The sequence below is a fragment of the Paraburkholderia silviterrae genome (assembly GCF_004353915.1).
GTDB lineage: Bacteria > Pseudomonadota > Gammaproteobacteria > Burkholderiales > Burkholderiaceae > Paraburkholderia > Paraburkholderia silviterrae.
This window is the reverse complement of sequence record NZ_SMRP01000004.1, coordinates 13,601-32,244: the sequence shown is the minus strand read 5'-3', so window position 1 is coordinate 32,244 and position 18,644 is coordinate 13,601. Positions and strand designations below refer to the sequence as shown.

The window sequence follows — 18,644 nt, the reverse complement described above, 5'->3', positions numbered from 1 at the left end:
CGGGGCCGCATCGGCGCGAAGCCGCCTCGTGTTAACATCGCACCTCTCGCGTGAGAGGCCGCTGCGACGTACGCACGCCTCGCGCCGTGCGGTTTGTCGTGCTTCACCGGTCATTGGCCGAAGCCGCAGCGTCACCAAGACCCGCACGCTTCCCAGCCGTACCACCCGACTTTCCAATCCAGCAACGATGTCCGCAGGCCTGAATCCCGCCCAAAGCGAAGCGGTGCGCTATCTCGACGGTCCCTGTCTCGTGCTCGCCGGCGCGGGCAGCGGCAAGACGCGTGTGATCACGCAGAAGATCGCGCACCTGATCGAAGCGAAAGGCTTCGAGCCGCGCCATATCGCAGCCGTCACCTTCACCAACAAGGCCGCCGCCGAAATGCGCGAGCGCGTGGGCAAGCTGCTCGAGGGCAAGACGCTCACCACGCCCGGCAAGGAAGGCCGCAAGGTGCCGACCAACCAGCTCACCGTCTGCACGTTCCACTCGCTCGGCGTGCAGATCCTGCGCCAGGAAGCCGAGCACCTGGGCCTGAAGCCCCAGTTCTCGATCATGGACTCCGACGACTGCTTCGCCATGATCCAGGAGCAGGTGGGCTCGACCGACAAGGGCTTCATCCGCAAGATCCAGTCGATCATCTCGCTCTGGAAGAACGGCCTCGTGATGCCCGAAGAGGCGCTCGCGACCGCTTCGAATGAGGACGAGCACCAGGCCGCGATCGTCTACCGCAACTACGTGGCGACGCTGCACGCCTACCAGGCGGTGGATTTCGACGACCTGATCCGCCTGCCGACCGAGCTCTTCGCGAAGAACGAGCCGGTGCGCGAGCGCTGGCAGAACAAGCTGCGCTATCTGCTGATCGACGAGTACCAGGACACCAACACCTGCCAGTACGAGCTGCTCAAGCTGCTGGCGGGCCCGCGCGCCGCGTTCACGGCCGTGGGCGACGACGACCAGGCCATCTATGGCTGGCGCGGCGCCACGATCGAAAATCTCGCGCAGCTCGGCAAGGACTATCCGAAGCTGCATGTGATCAAGCTCGAGCAGAATTACCGCTCGACGGTGCGTATCCTCACGGCGGCGAACAACGTCATCGCCAACAATCCGAAGCTGTTCGAGAAGAAGCTCTGGTCCGAGCACGGCATGGGCGACACCATCACCGTCACGCCCTGCAATGACGAAGAGCACGAGGCCGAGTCGGTGGTGTTCCGCCTCTCCTCGCACAAGTTTGAGCGGCGCGCGCAGTTCCGCGATTACGCGATTCTTTATCGCGGCAACTTCCAGGCGCGCATTTTCGAGCAGGTGCTGCGCCGCGAGCGCATTCCCTATGTGCTCTCGGGCGGCCAGTCGTTCTTCGACAAGGCCGAGATCAAGGACATCTGCGCGTACCTGCGCCTGATTGCCAACCACGACGACGATCCCGCGTTCATCCGCACGATCACGACGCCGCGCCGCGGGGTGGGCAACACCACGCTCGAAGCGCTCGGCTCGTTCGCGGGGCAGGCGAAGGTGTCGCTGTTCGAAGCGGTCTATATGGGCGGCATCGAGGCACGGCTCTCGGCGCGCCAGGTCGAGCCGATGCGCGTGTTCTGCGACTTCATGCAGCGACTCGCCGAGCGCGCGCATAAAGACCCGGCGACGGTCGTGCTCGACGACCTCATGGAAGCGATCCACTACGAGGCGTATCTCTACGACGCTTTCGACGAGCGCCAGGCGCAGTCGAAGTGGCAGAACGTACTCGAATTCACGGAGTGGCTCAAGCGCAAGGGCACCAAGCCAGAGCAGGAAATTGGCGAGGACAGCGAAGCCACCGGCTACGACAACGCCGACGGCCTCGCCGATACCGGCAAGAACCTGATGGGCCTGATCCAGACCGTCGCGCTGATGTCGATGCTCGAAGGCAAGGACGAAGACCCGGACGCGGTGCGGCTTTCGACCGTGCACGCGTCGAAGGGTCTGGAGTATCCGCATGTGTTCCTGGTGGGCGTGGAAGAGGGGATCATGCCCCACCGCGGCGGCTCGGAAGACGACGTGATCGACGACGCGCGCATCGAGGAAGAACGCCGGCTCATGTATGTGGCGATCACGCGCGCGCAGCGGAGCCTGCATTTGAACTGGTGCAAGAAGCGCAAGCGGGCGCGTGAGACGGTGGTGTGCGAGGCGTCGCGCTTCATCCCCGAGATGGGGCTGGAGGATGCGCCGCCGCCGACGCCCGAAGAAGCGCCGATGTCGCCGAAGGACCGGCTCGCGAGCCTGAAGGCGTTGCTGCAGAAGGGCTGAGCGCACGCGCGGCGGCGCTCGCCACGTGGCAAGCAAAAAGGGCTGCATCGCGAGATGCAGCCCTTTGACTTATGCGCCTTGTGCGAGTGCCGTTGGCGCACCGGCGGCACGTGAGCGTGTGCTTACTTCGCCGCGCTCACCATGTAGTCGACGGCGGCCTTGACCTGGTCGTCGGGGGCGCTCGAACCGCCCTTGGGTGGCATCTGGCCCTTGCCATGCAGCGCATAGTTGTAGATCTTGTCCATCGGATCTTTCAGGCGCGGCGCCCAGTCGTCCTTGTTGCCGAACTTCGGCGCGCCGAGCACGCCGGCCGCGTGGCACGCCTGGCAGACCTGCTGATAGAGCGCCTTGCCCGCCTGCGAAGCGTCGGCGCTCTGGGTGGCGCCGCCTGCCGCCGGCGCGGAGGAAGCCTGCGGAATCGCGGCGATGGCCGCTGCTGCGGCCGCAGCCTGCGCGCTGGCGGATGCATCGGCGCCCGAAGCCGGCGCCGCGCCCGCCGCTGCCGACGCGCCCTGAGCAGCACCCGGCGCGGGCTGGGGCGGATCCTGGAAGCTCGCGCCGCCATGGTCGGCCATGTAGACGATGGCGCGGCCGATTTCGTAGTCGCTGTAGTCGTCGGGGCTCGTGCCGCCGCGCGGAGGCATGGCGCCTTTACCGGACAGCGCCGTTTTCCAGAGCGTGTCGAAGCCTTGGGAGATGCGTGGCGCCCAGTCGCCGGAGTTGCCGAACTTGGGCGCGCCCGCGGCGCCGCTCGCGTGACACGCGGCGCAAACGGCCTGATAGACCTGCTCGCCTGTCTTGTACACGCGCGGCGCGTTGGCGTCGTGCACCGAGACCTGGGCGATTGGCGCAATGCGCTCGGTGACCTGCTGGACTGAAAGCTCGTCGGTGCCTGCGCCAGTGCGCGTCGCGCTGTCGACGTAGTAGACGAGCAGAATGATGATGACGATGGGGACGGCAAACCCGGCGATGACAGCGGCGATCAGCTGGCCGGGCGTTTTAATCGGGGCTCCGTGGGGTGCTTCGCTCATGCTTGTCTCGACTCCCGTTGGTATTGTGGTGAGCGGTACAGCAGGACGGCAACAGCCTTGCGATAGATCACGGAAGATTATAGACGCAAGGTTTCGCGCCCGGTTGCCGCGCGCGGGGGCTCTTCAGCGGGCGTTTACCCGAGGTGGTGCGGCGCAGCGGCGGGTGTTGGCGTAAATGGTGACTGATCGTGTGGCGTACGGATCGATCGCGCGTTGGCGGCGGTCGGCGCCGGGCGCGCCCGTCAAGGGCACGCGGTGGACGCCAACATCGAAACCGGGTATTCTCTCGGTCTCACTGCGATGCTGTCTCTTCCCTGTTTTCTTCGGGTTGGCGGCAGTATCCGCTTCTCAACGCGCCCGTAGCTCAATGGATAGAGTACTGCCCTCCGAAGGCAGGGGTTGCTGGTTCGATCCCAGCCGGGCGCGCCAAGTCTGTCAGGAACTCCCCCGATTTTTCACCCTCCGGCGCGTGTGAGCACCGGCTGCGTTTGCTATTGCGCTTCGCTCAGGGCGTCCATCCACCCAACCCCCTCAACACCCCACCGAAGCCTCGCGCATTCGCCTCGCGACATCCCTTCTGTCACCCCCCGGCGCGATACACGCGAGAAACGCGTCAATCGCCGGACTCTGCCGGCGCGCCTTCAGGAAATAGATGTATTCGTCGATCGTCGTATCGACGTCGCGCAGCGCGATCACGCGCAGATCCGGATGCCGCTCCGCTTCGCCGAGCGGAAAAATACTCCCGCCCACGCCATGCAGGATGGCTTCGCGAATCGCCTCGCGGCTGCCGATCTCCGCAATCGAGGCGGGTGCGATGCCGGCCTTCGCGAGAATCTCCTCGGTGCAACTGCGCGTGACCGAGCCTGCTTCGCGGATCAAAAGACGCACGTCGGCAAGGCGCACCGCGTCGATCGCCTCGAAGCGCGCAAGCGGATGGCTGTGGTGCACGACGAGCACGAGCGGATCGGTCGAGATCACGCGCCGCTCGAGCCCATCCGCATCATTGCGATGCGACGACACCGCGAGGTCGATCCGAAACTCGTGCAGCGCGTTGAGGATGTCTTCCGAATTGCCGATCCGGCAGGTGAGCGCGATGGCCGGATGCGCCTTCGAGAAGCGGCCGATCGCATCCATGATGTAGTAGGGTCCCGTCGCGCCGATCCTCAATTGACCTTCGAACAGCCCGCCGACGTTGCGCAGCATGATGTCGGCCTGAGCCTCGAAGTCGATCATCTTCTCGACGAGCGGCAAGAGCGCGATGCCGGTCTCGGTGACCGCGAGGCGGCGTCCGCTGCGATAGAACAGCTCGACGCCGTATAGCTGCTCGATCTGCCGAATTTGCGCGGCGATGGTCGGCTGACTCACGCCGAGGTGCCGCGCCGCACGCGTGATGCTGCCCTGGCGGACCGTCGCGTGGAACGCCTTCAACTGATCGAACAAAATCCTGTCCTCTTCTCCTCCGCACCCGCGCGACAGCGTAGCGTGCCGATGTGTCCGCCGCGTGACGCGCGCACTGTCCGGAGGATGCCGCGCTAGCGTGCAGTTGCGCATTCACCGGTCGATAGACACGACCTTCCAGCAAGGCCTCAAACAAAAAAGCTGAGGTTCACCGCAAGAAAGCTGATGGAACCGGTCACTGCGAGGACATTCGCCAATGCGTTAATGGCCGCATTCGTCATCCACGGACCGATTCTCATGCGCCGATTCGATACGCGCGCCATCTGCGCCGCGCTTCTCTTTTCCCTCGTGCTGGCCGCGTGCGGCGGCAGCGACAGCGACGGCTCGTCGGCTTCGCCGGGCGCGAGCAACCCGCAAAGCAGTCTGCAAAACAGCCAGCAGATCGCGGGCGCCAGCGCGAATGCGAACGCGAGCGGCGAAGACAGCGCGCCGGGCGCGCCCGACATGCACTGGGCGCCCGACTCCAGCGCGAGCGGCGCGCACTGATTCGCAGGACACCTCCACTTTCCCCCCAATAACAGGATTTTCCATGTCGTCGAAAAACAGACGCGATTTCCTGCGCCTTGCTACCCAGTCGGCAGGCGCGATGGCCGCTTATGCAGCCTTTCCGCCCGCGATCCGCAAGGCGCTCGCGATGCCCGCCGCGACGCGCACCGGCACGATTCAGGACGTCGAGCACGTCGTGATCTTCATGCAGGAGAACCGCTCGTTCGACCACTACTTCGGCGGCTTGCGCGGCGTGCGCGGCTTCAACGATCCGCGTCCGCACCTGCTGCCCAGCGGCGCGCCGGTCTGGCAGCAGCCGCCCGCTTCGGTGCAGACGTCGCACTACCAGGCGCGCGGCCTGAGCCCGTCGGCGCCGTATGTGCTGCCGTTCTATCTCGATCCGAAGCAGACGACCGAATTCCAGCCGGGCACGAACCACGGCTGGAGCAGCGGGCATCTTGCGTGGAACAACGGCCAGTGGGACCAGTGGGTGAACCAGAAGCAGGACGTGCTGACGATGGGCTATCTGAAGCGCGCGGATGTGATGTACCACTACGCGCTCGCCGACGCGTTCACGATCTGCGACGCCTACCACTGCTCCGCGCACGCGGATACTGCGCCGAACCGCATCTACCTGTGGACCGGCACGATCGACCCGCGCAACATCTACGGCAATCCGCCGAACGGCCCGGGCATCGGCGAGCGCGACAACGTGAACGGCTACACGTGGACGACGTATGCCGAGCGTCTCGAGAACGCGAACATCAGCTGGAAGGTGTACCAGGGCGGCACCGGCATCCCGGGCGACCCGACCGACAACTACACCGACAACTCGCTGATGTTCTTCAAGAAGTTCCAGGTGCAGATAGGCGCGAGCGGTCCGCTCGTCGACAAGGGCGCCTCGAACCACACGCTCGCCGAGCTCAAGGCCGACGTGCAGGCGAACCAGCTGCCGCAGGTGTCGTGGATCGTCGCGCCGTACAAGTACAGCGAGCACCCGTCCGCGTCGCCGACCGACGGCGCGTTCTACATCAACATGGTCCTCGAGGCGCTGACGTCGAACCCGGACGTGTGGGCGAAGACGGTGTTCATCCTCAACTACGACGAGAACGACGGCCTGTTCGATCACGTCGTGCCGCCGGTGCCGCCGCTCTCGAGCGGGCCGAATGGCGTAGGGATGATGTCGTCGAGCCTGCTTTCGAACATCGGCGACGAATACCTCGATCTCGGCCGGTATCCGCAGGAGATGGGCCCGCTGATTCCGGGCGCCGATCCGGGTGGGATCCAGCCGATCGGCCTCGGCCCGCGCGTGCCGCTGATCGTGATCTCGCCGTGGTCCAAGGGCGGATGGGTTTGCTCGGAGACGTTCGATCACACGTCGGTGCTGCGCTTTCTCGAGGCGCGCTTCGGCGTGCAGGAGCCGAACATCAGCGCGTGGCGCCGCTCGGTTTGTGGCGATCTCACGTCCGCGTTCGACTTCTCCGGCAAGCCGGACACGGCGACGGTGAGCTTCGCGGTGCCGCAGCATATTCAGACGGCTGGGCAGGCGTACCAGGTGCCCGCGCAGCAGAGCATGCCGGCGCAGGAGCCTGGCACGCGGCCGGCGCGTGCGCTGCCTTACGAAGTATTCGTTCACAGCCGGGTGAGCGGCCACGACGGCAGTCTCTGGCTCGACTTCGCGAATTCCGGCAGCACGGGCGCGGCGTTTTACGTGTATGACCGCCTGAACGCGGCTAATCCGCCGCGCCGCTACACGGTTGCTTCACGCGATCAGCTCGCCGATTACTGGAGCACGACGGCCGCGCAGGGTGCGTACCATCTGGCGGTCTATGGGCCGAACGGCTACGTGTGCGAATTCCAGGGCAATGTGCAAGTCGCGGTTGATGGCCATCACGCGAATCCGGAAGCGCGTATTGGCTATGACGTGCGCAATCGCCATGTGTATCTCGAGCTGCGCAATAGCGGCGGCGCTGCGTGCAGTGTGAACGTCGATAACGCGTACAGCAGCGCCAACGCGCGACAGTACACGCTGCAGCCCGGACAGACGCTGCAGGACCACTGGGAGCTCAGCTCGAGCCATGGGTGGTACGACTTGAACATCGCGGCGGCGACGGTTGGCGGCGCGTCGGATAAGGTCGTGCGGCGCTTCGCTGGCCACCTGGAGACGGGGCGGCCGAGTCAGAGCGATCCGGGGCCGGTGAAGGGGTGATCTGAAGGTTGTGCCAGGAATGCCGCGTGGCCGCTGCGAAGCGGGCCACGCGGCGTTTTTTCGTGGTGGCGATCTGGCGTAGGCGCCCGCACGTGGCAGCATTTGCTTGCGCGAAAAAAAAGCCCGCGCGAGGCGGGCTGAGTTGAACGAGCGCGTCCGCAAGGGACGCGATGAATTGTTGTTGTCCGGTACGTCTGGCGTGGATCGCCGCTTTATTGCCTTTAGAACTGCGCGACGCGCTGATACAGATTCGCGTTGCGGGTCGCCTGCATCGCAGCCTGGTATTCGGTGTTCAGTTCGGTCTTGGCATTGCGGGCGGCTTCCGCAATCTGCGCATCGATGGCGTGAACCTGCTTGAGCACGTCGAGCACAGCGGGCGTTTGCGGCGCGGTGAGCGACATGAGCAGCGGCGAGCGCTCGCTCGCGAGCTGCGATGCCCGCTCCCATTCGCCCACGGCCGCCGCCTGTTCGATGGCCTTGGTGAGTTGCCAGATACGCTCGATGTCGGCCCGTGCTTGCATGATGTGTGACCTCGATCCCGTCAGTTCTTGTTGGTGGCCAGCGCGCCCGCGCTGTTCGTGCCGCCGAACAGCTGCGTGAGGTATTGCTGGTTGTTGTTCATCGTCGCCATCAGCGTGTTGAGCGCCGTGAATTGCGCGGTGTACGTGCTGGTGAGCTGCGTCTGGTAGTCAGTCAGCGACGACTGCTGCGTCGAGAGGTTCGTCAGGTCCGCGTTGAGCGCGTTGGTGCGCGTCTGGATGACGCCGGTGGTCGACAGATAGCCCGTGATGTTGTTGTTCAATTGCGCCGCGACGCCATTCGTCGAACTGAACAGCGTAGCCACCGTCGACTGGTTGTTTTGCAGCGCGGTGTTCAGCGTGCTGTTGTCGAGCGAGAGCGAGCCGTCTGCATTCAGCGTGATGCCGATCGCCGCGAGGCTCGTGGTCGTGTTGCCGTTCTTCACGCCGTTTGCGACGATCGTGGCCACCTGGTTCTGGATCATGTTCAGCGTCGAGTCGCCGAGCAGCGGGCCCTGCGACGTTGCCGTCGCGCTATAGGCGGTGAGCGTGCCCATCGTTGTCACGAGCGTGTTGTACAGCGAGACGAACTGATTGATCGCGCTCGACTGCGAACTCGTGTTCTGAGAGATGGTGAGCGTCTGCGGCGAATTACCGGTGCTATCGACGGATGCGGCGCTCAGGCTCAGCGTGACGCCCGCGAGCGCGGACGTCACCGAGTTCGTTGAACTGGTGACGCCGGTTCCGTCGATGCTGAAATAGGCATCTTGCGCCGCGGTCGTCTGGATCCAGTTGGCCGTGGGGGGCGTTCCCGATGACTGGACATTGGTGAGCGTCGACTGATTGGCCTTGAGCTGCGTGGCGCTCGCGCTCGCCACGCCGGTCAGTGACGCGCCGTTATTGCCCGTCACGGCAAGGCCGTTCAGTGCGTCGCCCGTTGCCGTATCGCTGATCTGGATGCTGATGGCGTTCTGGGAGCCGGTTGAGTTCGCGTGCAGGACGAGGTGCGCCCCATCCGCGCCATTGACGACCGTGGCAGTGACGCCGGGATTGTTGCTCGCGCTGTTGATGGCGGCGGCAATGCCGGAAACCGTGCTGTTCGAGCTGTTCAGCGAAATCGTGGTGTTCGCGCCGCCGATGGAGAGCGTCATCGTGGCCGGGCCCGAGGCAAGCGCTTGTGTCGCGCTATAGCCCTTCGAGGTGAGCACCTGCGCGGTCGCGACCTGGGCGACGTCGATCGCATATGTGCCGGCGACTGCGCCGCTGGCCGCCGTGGCCGTGATGCCGTTGCCGCTGGTGGTCGCCGTGAAGGCGTTGACCGTCGTGCCGTTCGAAAGCGAAGTGAGGCCGGCCTGCAATGCCGAGAGCGCAGCGGAGAGCGTGCCGTATGCGGAGATCTGCGTGTTGTCGCTTGTCTGCGCCGCGGCCAGCGTCGCGGCCTGGCCAGCGATCTTGCTGTTGACGAGCGCGGTGACGAGCGAGTTCACGTCCATCGACGAATTGCCGGTCGAGCCGCTGATGATCGACTGTGCGGCTTGCTGCAGCGCCTGGTTGGTCGCTGCGGTGTTTGCCGCGACGGTATTCGCGACTGAGTTACCGGATACGGTGGACATGAAGAGGCTCCGCGCTTCGGCGATGCAATGTGAATCGGTTCAGGTCTGAAAAAACGCCAAACGGGAGACGAGGCTCCCGGTTGGCTTGCGTTGCGCGCACCGGGTATGGCGGGCGGGGCGCGCAACGCGAACTACATGTTGCTCAAGCGCATTACTGCAGGAGCTTGAGAATCTGCTGCGGTTGCGAGTTCGCTTGCGCGAGCACCGAGATGCCGGCTTGCTGCAGCACTTGCGCCTTGCTCAGGTTGGCCGTTTCCGATGCGAAGTTGGCGTCGGTGATGTTCGACTGGGCGTTGCTCAGGTCCGTCGATTGAGCTTGCTGCGTGCTCGCGATTGCCGTGAAGCGATTCTGCGCGGCGCCAAGCGTGGCCTGCAGGTTGTTCACGTCGCTCAGTGCGTTGTCGATGGATTCCATCGCCATGCTGGCGCCTTGAGCCGTGCTGATGTCGATGTTGGCAACCGTCGAAGGCTTGTTCAGAGCGTTGATCTGCGAGGTTACGGTCGCATCAGTAGTTGCGTTAGCAACTGCATCCAGACCGCCGGTCGCGAGTTGGCCTTGTGCCGTGTTTGCGCCGAACAGAGACGATACCGTGTTCGTGGCCAGAGCCTGGTTGTTCTGGTCGGTGAACGTGAAGCCACCCTTGCCATCCGAAAGCACGTTGATCGACGTGATAGCGGCGGGCGTAGTAACCGTGCTCGTCACGTTGGCCGTTGCTGTGGTGCTTGCGGCATTAAGAGCTGTAATCGTGCCGGCGTCCTTGACGGCGTCGAGAGCGGTCGCGGCACCACCGTTAACTGAAACTTTCCAAGTCCCAGCATTGTCCGTGTACGTGTTGCCCTGGTTGTCAACGTAAGTCTGAGTACCCTTACCGTTGTCCGTTGCGGTGACCGACGTAGTTCCAGCCGGGGTAGCACCAGTTCCCGTGTTGTTCGCCGCGTTAATGGCGACGGTAGCGGTGCCCGCGGTCGTGGTCACCGATTGTGCGGCTTGATTCAGTGCAGCAATCGTACCTGCATCCGCGGTGGTACCGAGGCCCGTTCCCGCAACAGCAGCCGCAGCTTTCGTAGTTGCCGCTGCCGCATTAGCACCCGAATACCATGCCCCCGTCGTATCTTGGGCATAGTACGTGCCGTTATTGTCCTTAAACGTGGCCGCACCTACACCGCCCGTAACGGTGATGGAAGATGCGTTGGTTGAGCTCGCGCCAGTAATCGATGCAGTGGCCGTACCCGCTACTGCCTTCGTACCATCAGTGTTTAGCGCCAGGCCCGTGTACGTGCCAAGCGTCTGACCCGCCTGAGGAGCGCCCGTCCCGAGCGAGGATGCGCTCATGTTCTGGCTCAGATTCAGGGTGATCGTCTGGCCCACGTTCGCGCCGACCTGGAACGACACGGTGCCCAACGAGCCGTTCAGCACGTTCATGCCGTTGTACGTCGTTTGCGACGCGATACGGTTCACTTCCTGGATCTGCTGCGAGACTTCTTGCTGCAATGCTGCGCGGTCGCTGGAGGTCATGCTGCCATTCGACGCTTGCGTGGCGAGCTGGCGGATACGCTGCAGGCTGCTCGTCAACGACGACAGACCGCTCGATGCCGTTTGCACCATCGACACGCCGTCGTTCGAGTTCGACACGCCCTGGTTCAGACCGTTGATCTGGGTCTGCATGATGTTCGAGATCGCGAGACCTGCTGCATCGTCTGCCGCGCTGTTGATGCGCTTGCCCGACGAGAGGCGCGTGATCGCTTGCGACAGTGCGCTGCCCGAGCCGGTCAGGTTCTGCTGTGCAACCAGCGAGTTGATGTTGCTGTTAATTCCGAGCATGGAAATTCTCCTGGACGGGCGCTAAGCCCTATACACGCCACTTTGGCTGCGGCGGTAGCACTCGTTCATTGCTGGCCGCCTCAGTGAAGGTTGACGGCGTGAGTAAAAAAAACTTGAGGGGCATGCGCAAACAATTGCGACCTATTTTGCGTGGTGCATAAGACGCGGAGATTCGCCGCGATTGGCGCATCGAAGCGAACAGGCACACGTTTGCGTGCGCCTGGCGCCTACCGAGGCCAAGCGGGCGCGCTTGTGCGCCCGCTCGAGTGCCTGCAGCGTCGCGCCAGCCGGCGTATCCTCAACCCTTTCCACCCTGGCTCTACACAGGAGAAGTCATGGAACTACGCAGGATCGGCACTTCGGCCTTGCAGGTCGCGCCGCTCATGTTCGGCGGCAACGTGTTCGGCTGGACGGCCGACGAGGCCACCTCCTTCTCGATCCTCGACGCCTTCACCGACGCCGGCCTCAACTTCATCGACACCGCGGACGTCTACTCCGCCTGGGTGCCCGGCAACCAGGGCGGCGAATCGGAGACCATCATCGGCAAATGGCTCGCCCGGAGCGGCAAGCGCGAAAAGGTGGTGATCGCAACGAAGGTGGCAAAGGACCCGCGCCGCCCCGGCCTCTCGGCCGCGAACATCCAGGCGGCCGTGGAAGACTCGCTGCGCCGCCTGCAGACCGACTACATCGACGTCTACTTCTCGCACGAGGACGACCAGAAAGTCCCGCTCGAAGAGACGCTCGGCGCCTACCAGCGCCTGATCGAGGCGGGCAAGGTGCGCGTGGTGGGCGCGTCGAACTACACGGGTGCGCGCATCGAGGAAGCGCTCGCGGTCGCGCACAAGAACGGGCTGCCCGCGTACCAGATCGTCCAGCCCGAATACAACCTGTACGATCGCGCGGCCTACGAGGCCGATATCGAGCCCGTGGCGCTCGCGCAGAAGCTCGCGGTCGTGCCCTATTACAGCCTCGCGAGCGGTTTTTTGTCGGGCAAGTATCGTTCGCGCGAAGACCTCGCGAAGAGCACGCGCGGCTCTCGCGTCGAGCGCTATCTGGACCATCGCGGCGTGCGCATTCTCGCGGCGCTCGATTTCGTGGCCGGGCGCCATGGCACTTCGCTCGCGGCCGTGGCGCTTGCGTGGCTGATCGCGCGGCCGAGCATCACTGCGCCGATCGCGAGCGCGACTTCGCTCGAGCAGCTCGACAGCCTTGTGGCAGCAGTGCGCCTGAAGCTCGATCCGGCGGACATCCAGGCGCTCAACGACGCGAGCGCCTGAGCCTGAAACGCGTCTCGCGCGGTGCGAGACGCGTTCATCCAGGAGTCCTGAAGGTGCGTGGCGGACCCGCCGGGCGGTGTCCGCCACGCAAGTGTCTGAGTAGAATCAAGAAAGTGTGGCTGGCGCGATCTTTTCCTGATATCATTGGGAGTGAATTGAGATCTTTGCCTGTTTTGTTGCCGTGTTCGTTACTGTTGGCGGCCGCAAACCGGCGGTCAGGTGTGTTGCAGCAAGGTCTACCTGATCGCGTTCCGCTGTGAACCCCCTACTTCTCTTTTCCGGCCTCCGTGGCCGCCTTGCCTTTCGTTACGCCCCCATCGTGGCGAACGACCGGAGGGCCGGTGCGTGAATGGTAGTTGCCGTTCGCGCCTTTGAACCGTATCAAGCGATTGAGTTAGGAAATACATGACGACGATTCTTCTGAAGGAAAACGAGCCGTTCGAAGTGGCCATTCGCCGCTTCCGCCGTGCAATCGAAAAGAATGGCCTGATCGCCGAGCTGCGTGAGCGCCAGTCTTACGAAAAGCCGACGGCCGTGCGCAAGCGCAAGAAGGCTGCTGCTGTGAAGCGCCTGCACAAGCGTCTGCGCAGCCAGATGCTGCCGAAGAAGCTCCACTAAGAGCCGCTTCAGCTTCCGCCAGACGGCGGCGCATGCTTCGCAAGAAGCTGCGCCGCCGTTTGCATTTCTGGCGCTGGTTTTGGATTTCGATTTCGCGAGCGCGCGCCGCCCCGGCTCAGGCGGCGTCCTGAAGGCGCTGTGGCGAAAGCCTGAACTGCGCAGCGATCGACAGTAGCCGATCGTGCCACTCCCAGACGCCGAAGACGTCGTGGACGTTCTGCAGGCAACTCAGCAGATTCAAGGTGTTGGCGTCGTAAATGTTGATGTGCGCGCGCAGAAGCGCCTTTTTCAGCGCGGCGACGCCAACGTCCATCCATGCGGGCACCTCGTTCGCCTCACGCGCGAGATAGCCCACGGGGATCCCCTCCATTGCGCTGATGTAGTCGCGCGCGCGGATGAAACTGCCGACCGGGCAACCACCGTAGTTGCGCGAGCCGCCGCTGTAGCCGTTCCGATACGCCCCGCCGCCGCAAGGCAGAAGCGCTGCGCGCCCTTGTCCATGGAGGTGCGCCACGGCACGGTCGAAAATCTCCTGATGAGTCAGGAAGTGCACGTTTTTCATTTCAGCCCCCTGCGCGACGCACAGCGGTAAGGTCCTGCAAATGCGCCGCTGCGTGCCTGGCGGCGCGCGTTCCCCGCGGCGGGCAGCGCCGTGTTGCGCCTGCTACCGGTGCAACAAACCCGGACGTATCCGTGGTCAGTTATAACGGCGCGCCACGAGAAAACCGTTAGGCCGCGCACCAAGGCAGGAGGAAATCGCGCAGATCCACGGTTCGTGCAACCCTGTATCTGGGCCGGCCCCGCGAGTTCCTGCCCGATTCAGGGCTGTTTCAGGACTAATCGCCGAGTCAGGCTCCGGCTGCCGTGCGCGCCTTCGCGGCTGCGGCCTTGCCTTTGGCCTTGGGCTTGGCGCCGCCGAGCGCCGCGCAGGTTTTGCGGCAGAAGCAGTCGCGCTCATGGTCGTTGACCATGCCCACCGCCTGCATGAACGCGTAGCAGATCGTGGTGCCGACGAACTTGCAGCCATACTTCTTGAGCGCCTTGCTGAGCGCGTCGGAGACATCGGTGGACGTGGGCGCGTCGCGATACGAGGCAAGGTCGTTCTGGATGGGTGTGTCGTTGACGAACGACCAGACGAATGCCGCAAGCGAGCCGTGCTCCGCCTGGATTTGCTGCACGGCGCGCGCATTCAGGATGGCGGCCTCGATCTTGGCGCGGTTGCGCACGATCGAGGCGTCCTGCATGAGAGTTTCGACCTGCTTAGGCGTGAAGCGCGCGACCTTTTCGACCTCGAAGTTGGCGAACGCGCGGCGATAGCCCTCGCGCTTGTTGAGGATCGTCGACCATGACAACCCCGCCTGCGCGCCTTCGAGCACGAGCATTTCGTAGAGGTGCTGGTCGTCGCGCGAGGGCACGCCCCACTCTTCGTCGTGATATTGCACATACTGCGGCGACGCGCCGGCCATTACCCAGTTGCAGCGGTGTGTCACGGTGAGTTCTCCTTGCGAGTAGCCCGGCAAGGATAGCGGATTGGCCATGCTCCGCCACCTGGCCATCCGGCCAATTGTGCGAAAGGCGCTGAGCCGTTAGTCTCTGCGGCACGACTCAGTGCCCGATAATCCTCAACTCAACGGCTCGCGCACGGCGCGGCAAACATCATGCAGAAATATTCCTGGTTGATCGGCGTGGATGGCGGCGGCACCGGCACGCGCGTCGCGCTGGGCGACCCCCAGGGCGCCGAACTCGCGCGTGCGTCCGCGGGCCCGTCAGGGCTCGGGCTCGGCATCGCGAGCGCCTGGCAGTCGATCGAAGAAGGCGCGCGCGCCGCCTTTGCGCAAGCCGGGCTGGCGTTCGACTGGTCGCGCTGCGTGCTCGGCTGCGGCCTCGCGGGCGTGAACAATCCCGACTGGCTCGCCGCGTTTCGCGCCGTGGCGCCGCCCGTCGCGGGCCTCGCGGTCGAGAGCGACGCCTATACGACGCTGCTGGGCGCGCACGGCGGCGAGCCCGGCGTGGTCGTGGCGCTCGGCACGGGCAGCATCGCCGCCGTGCTCGACGCGCACGGCGTCTGCCGCATTGCGGGTGGTTTCGGCTTTCCGTCGGGCGATGAAGCGAGCGGCGCATGGTTTGGCCTGCGCGCGATCGTGTGGGCACAGCAGTCGCTCGATGGCCGCGTCGTGCCCGACGCGCTTTCGCGAGCGCTGCTCGCCCATATCGGCGCGGCCGACCGCGAGAGCCTGATCGTCTGGCAATGCGCGGCCAACCAGACCGCCTACGCGAGCCTCGCGCCCGTGGTGCTCGCGCACCGCGATCACCCGTTCGTGGCGAAGCTGCTGGCCGAGGCTGGCGAGGCCGTGGCGCGCCTGATCGTGGCGCTCGATCCCGAAGCCGCGTTGCCAGCGGCGCTCGCCGGCGGGCTCGGCCAGCCACTCACCGCCTGGGTGCCGCAAGCCGTGCGCGAGCGGCTGCGCGCGCCGCTCGCCGACTCCACCTGTGGAGCCTTGCGGCTCGCACGGCGCGAGGCCGAGCGGCTGGGCAGCGCTTAGCGCCTGCGCTCCCCTTCAGGTGCTAGGATTGAGGGTTTCCCCCAGTCCCCCGGATAGCCATGTACAAGGTCATCGCAACCGATCTCGACGGAACGCTGCTCAACGCCGACCATCAGCTGGATCCGTTTACGGTTGCCACGTTCAAGAAGCTTGAGGCACAAGGGCTTCAGTTCATCATCGCGACCGGCCGCCATTACTGTGACGTGGCGAGCATCCGCGGCTTGCTTGGCATTCCCGCCTACCTGATCACGTCGAACGGTGCGCGCGTGCATGGCCCCGACGACGCGCTGATCCACGCGCGCAACGTGCCCGAGGCCGTCGTGCGCCGCCTCGCCGCGCCGGACACTGTGGGTGCGCATGGCCGCGTGATCGTGAGCCTCTTTACCGACAAGGAATGGTTCATCGACCGCGATGCGCCCGAGCTGCTCGCCTACCATCAGGATTCGGGCTTCACGTATCGCGTCGCTGAGGACCTCGGCGCGCTCGGCGGCGCGGGGGTCGCCAAGGCGCTCTATATCGGCGATCCGGTCGATCTCGCGCACGTTCAGCACAATCTCGAGCGTGAGTTCGGCGACGCGCTCTATATCACCTACTCCCTGCCCGATTGCCTGGAAGTGATGGTCGCGGGCGTCTCCAAGGGGCGCGCGTTGAGTGTCGTGCTCGACCGTCTGAATGTGGATGCTGCGCGTTGCGTGGCGTTCGGCGACAACATGAACGACATTGACCTGCTCGAAACCGCCGGTCATCCGTTCATGATGAACAACGCGAATCCCGACTTGATCGCGCGTCTGCCTCAGGTGCCGCGCATCGGCAACAACTTCGAGGCGGGCGTCGCCCATCACCTGCGCAAGCTCTTTGCGCTGGACGACGAACTGGCGCGCTAAGCCAGACTAACCTGCCTGCTGCCTGCTGCCTGCTGCCTGCTGCCTGCTGCCTGCCGCCTGCCCGCCTGCCTGCCTGCCCGCGCCGCGTATTGCGTCTCGCGTATCGGGTGGCGCATATCGCTGGCGTGAGCGTGGAGCCTCGGCGTGGGGCGCTGGCCGTTCCGTTTGCCTTAGGCCTCGCCTATTGCGCGGCGGGAAGCGCCGCACACGGGCATTCGTCCGACCGGCCGTCGAGGCCCTCGTGGTCGTGGCTGAAGCGCGCACTCGGCGTGGCGCCGCTCCAGTCGATGCGCACGACGTAGATGCTGTCGAAGTCGGCGCTCTTCCATTTGGGCACGTCGGTTGCCTGCCCGCCATGCTCGGCCACGATCTTGCGCACCAGCGTCTCGATTTCGCGGTGCTCCCATCCGACCAGCACGGTGCGGTTGCGCCACGCCGGATCGAGCAGCGTTTTCTCGAGGGCGTCGGTCTGGGCATAGCCATAGGGCGTCCGGATCGGCAGGCCGAACTGGATGGCCGTGGGCTCGACGGTCGCGAGCGGGCGCACATAGTAATAAGTCTGCCCACCGTCGTTCTTCTGCCCGCTCGGGTCCGGCGCGTAGATCGCATCGGGCTTGCCGTACTTCGCGGCAATCACGGCGGGCAGCGCGAGAGCCCGGTTCAATCCCTTGCAGTCGAGCTGGCCGAGGCCTGCGGCAGGCTTTTCGCCGTGACGCACGAAAACCAGTGTTTCGATGTCCTGTGTGCCTGCGGCGTGCGCTGTGCCCGCACTCGCGAGTACGCCGCCGGTGGCCGCCGCGAGCAGCGTCGCCAGAATCGCAGCACTGCGCGCCAGGGGGCGAAGCGTCTGAGCGTCGAGTCTCATCGCAACGGTGAAGCGGCCCAGCGGAGGTCGTGAACGCTTCATGCTGTGCGCCTTGAATTCGAGATGAATGGGTCGCCCGATTCTAGCAGCGCCGCCACAGGCGGCTTGCGTGCTCGTGCATCTCGCTGGCGCGCGAAAAGGTCCGCAAAAAGCGAAAGCAAAAACAAAAACGGGCGCCGAAGCGCCCGTGTATCGAACCGCGTGAGTCCTCTTATGCCTGCACGCGAGCCGGAAGTTCCGCCACGGCTTCGCGGCGTCCCGCGATCATCGGGTAGACCACGCCGGCAATCGCTGCGCCGATGATCGGCGCGACCCAGAAGAGCCACAGCTGCGAGATCGCCTCGCCGCCCACGAAGAGCGCCGGGCCGGTCGAGCGCGCCGGGTTCACGGACGTATTGGTGACCGGGATCGAGATCAGGTGGATCAGCGTGAGGCACAGGCCGATGGCGATCGGCGCGAAGCCCGCGGGCGCGCGCTTGTCGGTCGCGCCGAGGATCACGAAGAGGAAGAACGCGGTCATCACGACTTCGCAGACGAATGCCGCGGCCAGCGCGTAGTGGCCCGGCGAGTGATCGCCGTAGCCGTTGGTGGCGAAGCCGCTCGCGACGAGGTCGAAGCCCGGCTTGCCGGTGGCGATGCAGGCGAGCGTGGCCGCGCCGAGCACCGCGCCGATCACCTGAGCGACGACGTACGGCACGACGTCACGCGCCGGAAAGCGGCCTGCGAGCATGAGACCGACGCTCACCGCGGGATTCAGATGGCAGCCCGAAATATGGCCGATGGCGAATGCCATGGTGAGCACCGTCAGGCCGAATGCGAGTGCGACGCCCACAAAGCCGATGCCGAGCCCCTGCACCGGGCCGTCGAAATGCGCAGCGAGCACGGCGCTGCCGCAACCGCCGAGCACGAGCCAGAAGGTGCCGAAAAGCTCGGCAAGAAGTCGTTTGGATAAGTGCATTTCGTGATGCCTCGAAAAGATATTTGACGGGAACCGGGAAAGCGCCGGCGCCAGGAAATGCCAGATTCTAGGGATTCACGAAAA

16 protein-coding genes and 1 tRNA gene are annotated in these 18,644 nt (G+C 64.8%); 8 read left to right on the top strand and 9 right to left on the bottom strand.

Annotated elements, in window-relative coordinates:
* The first annotated feature begins 187 nt into the window (after positions 1-187).
* A complete protein-coding gene (locus tag EYW47_RS10530; protein ID WP_133194809.1) occupies positions 188-2,278 on the top strand; it encodes a UvrD-helicase domain-containing protein in 2,091 nt (696 codons plus the stop codon).
* A 122-nt stretch (positions 2,279-2,400) separates the two neighbouring features.
* On the opposite strand, the gene EYW47_RS10525 is transcribed toward EYW47_RS10530, so the two are convergent.
* Positions 2,401-3,309: a c-type cytochrome gene (locus EYW47_RS10525; protein WP_133194808.1), complete on the bottom strand. Its 909-nt coding sequence runs from the start codon at positions 3,307-3,309 to the stop codon at positions 2,401-2,403.
* Between the two features lie 353 nt (positions 3,310-3,662).
* On the opposite strand from EYW47_RS10525, the gene EYW47_RS10520 reads away from it, so the two are divergent.
* Positions 3,663-3,738 (top strand) — tRNA-Arg (locus tag EYW47_RS10520).
* A 102-nt stretch (positions 3,739-3,840) separates the two neighbouring features.
* On the opposite strand, the gene EYW47_RS10515 is transcribed toward EYW47_RS10520, so the two are convergent.
* On the bottom strand, positions 3,841-4,749 hold the full coding sequence (locus EYW47_RS10515) for a LysR family transcriptional regulator (protein ID WP_133194807.1): 909 nt from the start codon (positions 4,747-4,749) through the stop codon (positions 3,841-3,843).
* Positions 4,750-5,004: 255 nt separating this feature from the next.
* Here EYW47_RS10515 and EYW47_RS10510 point away from each other — a divergent pair, with 255 nt between their 5' ends.
* Together EYW47_RS10510 and EYW47_RS10505 are read left to right on the top strand one after the other, a co-directional pair.
* Positions 5,005-5,253: a hypothetical protein gene (locus EYW47_RS10510; protein ID WP_133194806.1), complete on the top strand. Its 249-nt coding sequence runs from the start codon at positions 5,005-5,007 to the stop codon at positions 5,251-5,253.
* Between the two features lie 43 nt (positions 5,254-5,296).
* Complete coding sequence (locus EYW47_RS10505) at positions 5,297-7,462, top strand: phosphocholine-specific phospholipase C (protein WP_133194805.1); 2,166 nt, start codon at positions 5,297-5,299, stop codon at positions 7,460-7,462.
* Positions 7,463-7,683: 221 nt separating this feature from the next.
* Here the strand turns inward: EYW47_RS10505 and fliT are convergent, their stop codons facing one another.
* The 3 genes from fliT to EYW47_RS10490 all read right to left on the bottom strand — a co-directional run bounded on the left by fliT (position 7,684) and on the right by EYW47_RS10490 (position 11,415).
* Positions 7,684-7,983, bottom strand: a complete 300-nt coding sequence (gene fliT / locus EYW47_RS10500) for a flagellar protein FliT (RefSeq protein ID WP_133194804.1) — start codon at positions 7,981-7,983, stop codon at positions 7,684-7,686.
* Positions 7,984-8,003: 20 nt separating this feature from the next.
* A complete protein-coding gene (fliD, locus tag EYW47_RS10495) occupies positions 8,004-9,593 on the bottom strand; it encodes a flagellar filament capping protein FliD (RefSeq protein WP_133194803.1) in 1,590 nt (529 codons plus the stop codon).
* A 151-nt stretch (positions 9,594-9,744) separates the two neighbouring features.
* A complete protein-coding gene (locus tag EYW47_RS10490) occupies positions 9,745-11,415 on the bottom strand; it encodes a flagellin N-terminal helical domain-containing protein (RefSeq protein WP_133194802.1) in 1,671 nt (556 codons plus the stop codon).
* A 335-nt stretch (positions 11,416-11,750) separates the two neighbouring features.
* Between EYW47_RS10490 and EYW47_RS10485 the strand changes: the two genes are divergently transcribed.
* Together EYW47_RS10485 and rpsU are read left to right on the top strand one after the other, a co-directional pair.
* Positions 11,751-12,692 carry an aldo/keto reductase gene (locus EYW47_RS10485; RefSeq protein ID WP_133194801.1) on the top strand — a complete coding sequence of 314 codons (942 nt, stop codon included), beginning with the start codon at positions 11,751-11,753 and terminating at the stop codon, positions 12,690-12,692.
* Positions 12,693-13,097: 405 nt separating this feature from the next.
* The gene (rpsU, locus tag EYW47_RS10480; RefSeq protein WP_006401410.1) at positions 13,098-13,310 is read left to right on the top strand and encodes a 30S ribosomal protein S21; all 213 of its coding nucleotides are present in this window, start codon (positions 13,098-13,100) and stop codon (positions 13,308-13,310) included.
* 115 nt (positions 13,311-13,425) lie between these two features.
* Here the strand turns inward: rpsU and EYW47_RS10475 are convergent, their stop codons facing one another.
* Both EYW47_RS10475 and EYW47_RS10470 read right to left on the bottom strand, forming a co-directional pair.
* The gene (locus EYW47_RS10475) at positions 13,426-13,872 is read right to left on the bottom strand and encodes a hypothetical protein (protein WP_133194800.1); all 447 of its coding nucleotides are present in this window, start codon (positions 13,870-13,872) and stop codon (positions 13,426-13,428) included.
* 286 nt (positions 13,873-14,158) lie between these two features.
* A complete protein-coding gene (locus EYW47_RS10470) occupies positions 14,159-14,848 on the bottom strand; it encodes a DNA-3-methyladenine glycosylase I (RefSeq protein WP_377785238.1) in 690 nt (229 codons plus the stop codon).
* 120 nt (positions 14,849-14,968) lie between these two features.
* Between EYW47_RS10470 and EYW47_RS10465 the strand changes: the two genes are divergently transcribed.
* Positions 14,969-15,853 carry a glucosamine kinase nucleotide-binding domain-containing protein gene (locus tag EYW47_RS10465; RefSeq protein WP_133194799.1) on the top strand — a complete coding sequence of 295 codons (885 nt, stop codon included), beginning with the start codon at positions 14,969-14,971 and terminating at the stop codon, positions 15,851-15,853.
* A gap of 59 nt (positions 15,854-15,912) precedes the next feature.
* On the top strand, positions 15,913-16,737 hold the full coding sequence (locus EYW47_RS10460; protein WP_133194798.1) for a Cof-type HAD-IIB family hydrolase: 825 nt from the start codon (positions 15,913-15,915) through the stop codon (positions 16,735-16,737).
* A 181-nt stretch (positions 16,738-16,918) separates the two neighbouring features.
* Here EYW47_RS10460 and EYW47_RS10455 read toward each other — a convergent pair whose 3' ends face one another.
* Both EYW47_RS10455 and aqpZ read right to left on the bottom strand, forming a co-directional pair.
* Positions 16,919-17,644, bottom strand: coding sequence for a histidine phosphatase family protein (locus EYW47_RS10455; RefSeq protein ID WP_240763634.1), 726 nt, complete (start codon positions 17,642-17,644; stop codon positions 16,919-16,921).
* A gap of 169 nt (positions 17,645-17,813) precedes the next feature.
* Positions 17,814-18,560: an aquaporin Z gene (aqpZ, locus tag EYW47_RS10450; protein ID WP_133194797.1), complete on the bottom strand. Its 747-nt coding sequence runs from the start codon at positions 18,558-18,560 to the stop codon at positions 17,814-17,816.
* Between the last annotated feature and the right edge of the window lie 84 nt (positions 18,561-18,644).

Coding starts and splice junctions, on each gene's coding strand:
- EYW47_RS10505 (WP_133194805.1), top strand. CDS start 5,297: ATGTCGTCGAAAAACAGACGCGATTTCCTGCGCCTTGCTACCCAGTCG.
- EYW47_RS10460 (WP_133194798.1), top strand. CDS start 15,913: ATGTACAAGGTCATCGCAACCGATCTCGACGGAACGCTGCTCAACGCC.
- EYW47_RS10485 (WP_133194801.1), top strand. CDS start 11,751: ATGGAACTACGCAGGATCGGCACTTCGGCCTTGCAGGTCGCGCCGCTC.
- EYW47_RS10525 (WP_133194808.1), bottom strand. CDS start 3,309: ATGAGCGAAGCACCCCACGGAGCCCCGATTAAAACGCCCGGCCAGCTG.
- EYW47_RS10490 (WP_133194802.1), bottom strand. CDS start 11,415: ATGCTCGGAATTAACAGCAACATCAACTCGCTGGTTGCACAGCAGAAC.
- EYW47_RS10470 (WP_377785238.1), bottom strand. CDS start 14,848: ATGGCCAATCCGCTATCCTTGCCGGGCTACTCGCAAGGAGAACTCACC.
- EYW47_RS10475 (WP_133194800.1), bottom strand. CDS start 13,872: ATGAAAAACGTGCACTTCCTGACTCATCAGGAGATTTTCGACCGTGCC.
- EYW47_RS10510 (WP_133194806.1), top strand. CDS start 5,005: ATGCGCCGATTCGATACGCGCGCCATCTGCGCCGCGCTTCTCTTTTCC.
- aqpZ (WP_133194797.1), bottom strand. CDS start 18,560: ATGCACTTATCCAAACGACTTCTTGCCGAGCTTTTCGGCACCTTCTGG.
- EYW47_RS10465 (WP_133194799.1), top strand. CDS start 14,969: ATGCAGAAATATTCCTGGTTGATCGGCGTGGATGGCGGCGGCACCGGC.
- fliD (WP_133194803.1), bottom strand. CDS start 9,593: ATGTCCACCGTATCCGGTAACTCAGTCGCGAATACCGTCGCGGCAAAC.
- fliT (WP_133194804.1), bottom strand. CDS start 7,983: ATGCAAGCACGGGCCGACATCGAGCGTATCTGGCAACTCACCAAGGCC.
- EYW47_RS10530 (WP_133194809.1), top strand. CDS start 188: ATGTCCGCAGGCCTGAATCCCGCCCAAAGCGAAGCGGTGCGCTATCTC.
- rpsU (WP_006401410.1), top strand. CDS start 13,098: ATGACGACGATTCTTCTGAAGGAAAACGAGCCGTTCGAAGTGGCCATT.
- EYW47_RS10455 (WP_240763634.1), bottom strand. CDS start 17,644: ATGAAGCGTTCACGACCTCCGCTGGGCCGCTTCACCGTTGCGATGAGA.